General features: G+C 66.8%; 2 protein-coding genes. One reads left to right on the top strand and one right to left on the bottom strand.

The window, feature by feature from the left end; all coding sequences use genetic code 11:
• Positions 1-1,447 precede the first annotated feature (1,447 nt).
• On the top strand, positions 1,448-2,338 hold the full coding sequence (locus ACFWEP_RS32725; RefSeq protein WP_387375644.1) for a hypothetical protein: 891 nt from the start codon (positions 1,448-1,450) through the stop codon (positions 2,336-2,338).
• A gap of 857 nt (positions 2,339-3,195) precedes the next feature.
• On the opposite strand, the gene ACFWEP_RS32730 is transcribed toward ACFWEP_RS32725, so the two are convergent.
• Positions 3,196-3,858 carry a hypothetical protein gene (locus tag ACFWEP_RS32730; RefSeq protein WP_387375646.1) on the bottom strand — a complete coding sequence of 221 codons (663 nt, stop codon included), beginning with the start codon at positions 3,856-3,858 and terminating at the stop codon, positions 3,196-3,198.
• Positions 3,859-3,929: the final 71 nt, after the last annotated feature.

Genomic DNA, 3,929 nt, shown 5'->3' on the forward strand with positions numbered 1-3,929 from the left:
CAATAAAGGGGCCGGAATCAGGCTCCGTTGAGGAGTAACTCCATGAACTCGCCTAGCCCACTTTTGATCGCGCCCGCTGTCCTGTGGACAGCCACGGCCGGCTGGTGTGTCATCCGGTCGCTCGTGCAGTCCACGCGAGGGCGGGGCACGTCCAGCACTGCCGCGACCAAGTGGAATCCGTTCACTACCCCGTTCACCAGCTCTCTGGCCGCAGCCGTACTCGCATACGCAGGGGCAGCAATACTCGCAGGCCACGTTTCAATTCAGGCTGCGGCGTTCGCCTCCCTGTGGCCCGCCATGGCCGCCACGGCACTCCGCTACCAGACCCGCTCAAGCCGCCGCTCTTGGCCGAACTGGGTGGTTTACGTCTATGCCGCGCTGGGGGGCTTGCTCTATGGGCTTCTACCGCTGTAGGTGAGGTATGTCTTGATCGGTGGCCCCGGTTGGATGCTCGCGCCCAACTCGGCTTCCATGTGAACGATCTTGATACCCCTCGGATTCCCGGAGCCGTCCGCCGAGCTGAGCGACGCACTGCTCCCGAGTCAACAGTGTGTCGGACCACTGCCCGGTCGCCAGGGATGCCTCAGTGAACTTCACTGCGGTATCCGGTTCTCCGGAGAGCAGAGCAGGGAGGGCGCGCAACTGAAGAAAAGCTGCGCAGATTTCGTTGGAATTTGGCTCGTCCGCTGAGCCGCTGGTTACGGTGCCGTTCGCGGCAGGCATGTCTGCCCATGCCCTTTCACCCCGGCTGATCACCTGCTGGGCGCCGTCGTAATCTTCATGGAGAAGCAAAAGGAACCCAGCCACCCACACAGCGTGGCACCGGAGGGCGGTGGTCTCGGGGGAGGGCGGTCGAGGGTGCCGTTCGAGAATATTCCGCAGCCACCCGGCGCCCTCGCCCACATTGGCCGAGGTCAGACAGTGCAGCCAGAAGCCGAGACACGCGTGCAGCAAGAGCTCCGCGGGTTCACCGGGCGGAGGAGGAGAAGTGACGACCTGCCGCAAGTTTGCGTGTTCCACTCGCAGCCGGCGCAGCCAAGACGCCTGTGCGGACGAGCCGTACGAGAGCCCCGCCCGCGCAGAGAGCCGGAGATACCAGGCCCGGTGCCGGCGCAGAACCTGGGACGCCCGTCCGCTTTCCATGAGGCGCTCGTGTCCGTAGGAGCGAACTGCGGCCGCATCACGGGACGGATCGACGGCCGTCCCTGGCGGGAGCGGCCGCTCACCGTATCCGAACTCCCTGCCCTCGTCCGGGTCGTGACTGCGGCATGCTTCGTCACCGTGTCGCACTTGTCTGGTATGCGTCCTGGTGAGGTGGTCAATCTGCGTCGCGGCTGCCGAGCGGACGACGTCGAGTCCGGAGAACTGCTGTTGCTCGGGCACCGGGGCAAGGGGTACGGGCGGAACGCGGCGGCCGCCGGCCCGTCCCTGGACCGTCGTCAACCCGGTGCACCAGGCCATCGCCCTGTTGGAGTCGCTGCACGAGGCGGACCTGCTGTTCCCCGCCAGGCTGCCGGGCAGTAGCGGGCGCAAGAGCCGCGCGGGCGCGTGGACCTGGGACACCAAGAAGACCAACACGGAGCTGAAGCGGTTGCAGGCCTGGGTGAACTCCACCTTCACGTCCGTCAGCGGCACCGCTGCGATACCGCCCGATCCGGTCAAGCATCTGCACGGCTCCCGGTTCCGCCGCACGCTCGCGTACTTCATCGTGCGCCGCCTCCGCGGCCTGATCGCCGCCGCATTGCAGTACGGCCACCTCAAGACGAAAGTGACCTTGAACTACGCCGCGAACGACGGCGACTCGTGGCTCGACGACGTCGCGGTGGAACGCCTCGAGATGGTCCTGGAACCGTCCGAGGACGACTGGACCCGCCTGGAGGAAGAGCACGTCAGCGGCCCGGCCGCCGCTGAGTACCGCCGCCGCACCGCCGGCGCCGCGGCATTCCTGGGCCACACCGTGCGGGCCCAGGCCGGTGTGAGCCGCCTCCTGGCGCAGACGGACACCGACATCCACCACGCCGACGCCATGACCTGCGTGCATCGTGCGGAAACCGCGGCATGCCGCAAGGAGAAAATCCTCCTCGGGCTGCCCGCCGACGACGGACCCGATGCATCACTCTGCCGCAGCACCTGCGTCAACCTCGCCTACACCGACCGGGACATCGCCGAACACCGCACGCGCCCGACCGTCCTGATGGCGGAAGCACGCGATCCGATGACCACGCGCCCGCGCCGGGACCGCGCCGCCGCGCAGGCCGGCAACATCCTCGCGGTCATCGAACCACACGAGACGTCGCGGCCAGCATCCGCACACACGAACGGCGGTCAGGCGGCATGACCCGCAGGAACCGAGACCGGGACGCGGAGCGCGAGGCGGTACAAGCCGCCGCGACACGTCTCCTGGCCGGCACACCCTTTCGCTCGACGGTCGGCAAACTTACCGGCACCGAGCTGATCGCCGAGTGCGGGCTACGGCGCGACATCGTCTACGGCGACCACAAGGACCTCGTGGACGAGTTCAAGGCGCGGGCCACGGAACTTCACCCCGCAGGCCGCCCAGCACAGGGTGGACGAAAATGCCGCGTTGAGGGACGCCCTGGCGAAGACCAGGAACGAACTCGCCTCAGAACGCGAGCGGGTCCGCGCCCTCGTGCGTGCCACAGCCGAACTGTCACTCGAACTCGACCAAGCGCGCGAGGAACTCACGACAGCCCGGCAGATCACACGGCCACCCGGACCGCGAGGCGCCGGGATCACCTAAACGTTGGCAGGGGCGGCACACGTCGCCGGGCACGACCCTCTGGGCTTGCTCGTTGCCGCGAGCACGAGGACATGTCGGCGAGAACAGAGTCGGCTGGCCGCCTTCGGCCTGCGTCGCCGTCGGAGGCGCGATGCCGGGCGTCGGTCTGGTCACGGCCGGGCGGGCCCTACTGGGCGGTCGGCTCCTGCGGGCGATGTTCCGGGTGCCTCCACCCGAAGGACGCACCGACGACCAGGGCCGCCGCGTTGAACCGCCCGTAGCGTCGCGGGCAGAAGAGAACGCATCCTTGCAGTCCCCGGGCCCGTGGAACCCGGAGCAGCCGCAGCCTCACCGCGACCGCCCATCCCACCTCCGCGGGGTAAATCACGGGTGGATCGCCGCATCGATTGGCGACCGGACCCCGCTGACGAATCGCGGTCAGCTCTCCGGCTCCATCATCTTGAGTCCTCATCCCAGGTTGGCGAGTCGGCTACGCGCCCGAGGTCAGAGCCGGTCAGCTCGTACGGCTCGCCAAGAGGGTACGAAACAGCCCCCTTTTGTGCCATCGCGCGAATGGTGAAGCGTTCGCCAGGAAAGAGCGCAAGGAGTGCCACCTGCGAAACGAGTGACTTATGGGTGAGACTGCATTCAGGGTCAGCTCCCGGTGAAGCGTCCTTGATTTCCAGATGACTGACTTCCCTATCCACGAGCAATTCAAAGAAGCGCAGCAGTTCATATCCTTCGTCGGCCTGAGGGCGGCCGGTGAACAGCTCCGTCTCGGATTCACCGAACAGCACCAGGGGTCTACCGCTCAGAATTCTTGCGATTTCCCGGGTGTTGGTCGGCTCGATTCCCATGGCGCCCCCGGAAAGGTGCTCTGCTGCTGCCCAAGACCCATCGTCCAGTCGGGTCGAGAAGTAGAGTTCTTCTGCGAATCGGGCGTCTTTGCGCCGGTGAAAGAGGAGGACGGAGCCGAGGTTGCCGCGTATGCACATGTCAGCGACAGCAGCCTCGGTCGTGCTGTCGAGGCGGGTGGGCACGGCGTGTGAAGTGGAAGCGCCCGGCGTGTGCCCGGCCGTCAGAGCTGCGTGGGCGAGTTCTGCCAGATTCTTAGGCATCCTGGTCCTTGCGCGAATGTGGTTGTTTCTTGGGAGCGACCCGAGCCGGGGTGGCCCACCCGTGTGGGGGT

The organism is Streptomyces sp. NPDC060198 (genome assembly GCF_042728415.1).
Taxonomy (GTDB): Bacteria; Actinomycetota; Actinomycetes; order Streptomycetales; family Streptomycetaceae; genus Streptomyces.

Coding starts and splice junctions, on each gene's coding strand:
- ACFWEP_RS32730 (WP_387375646.1), bottom strand. CDS start 3,858: ATGCCTAAGAATCTGGCAGAACTCGCCCACGCAGCTCTGACGGCCGGG.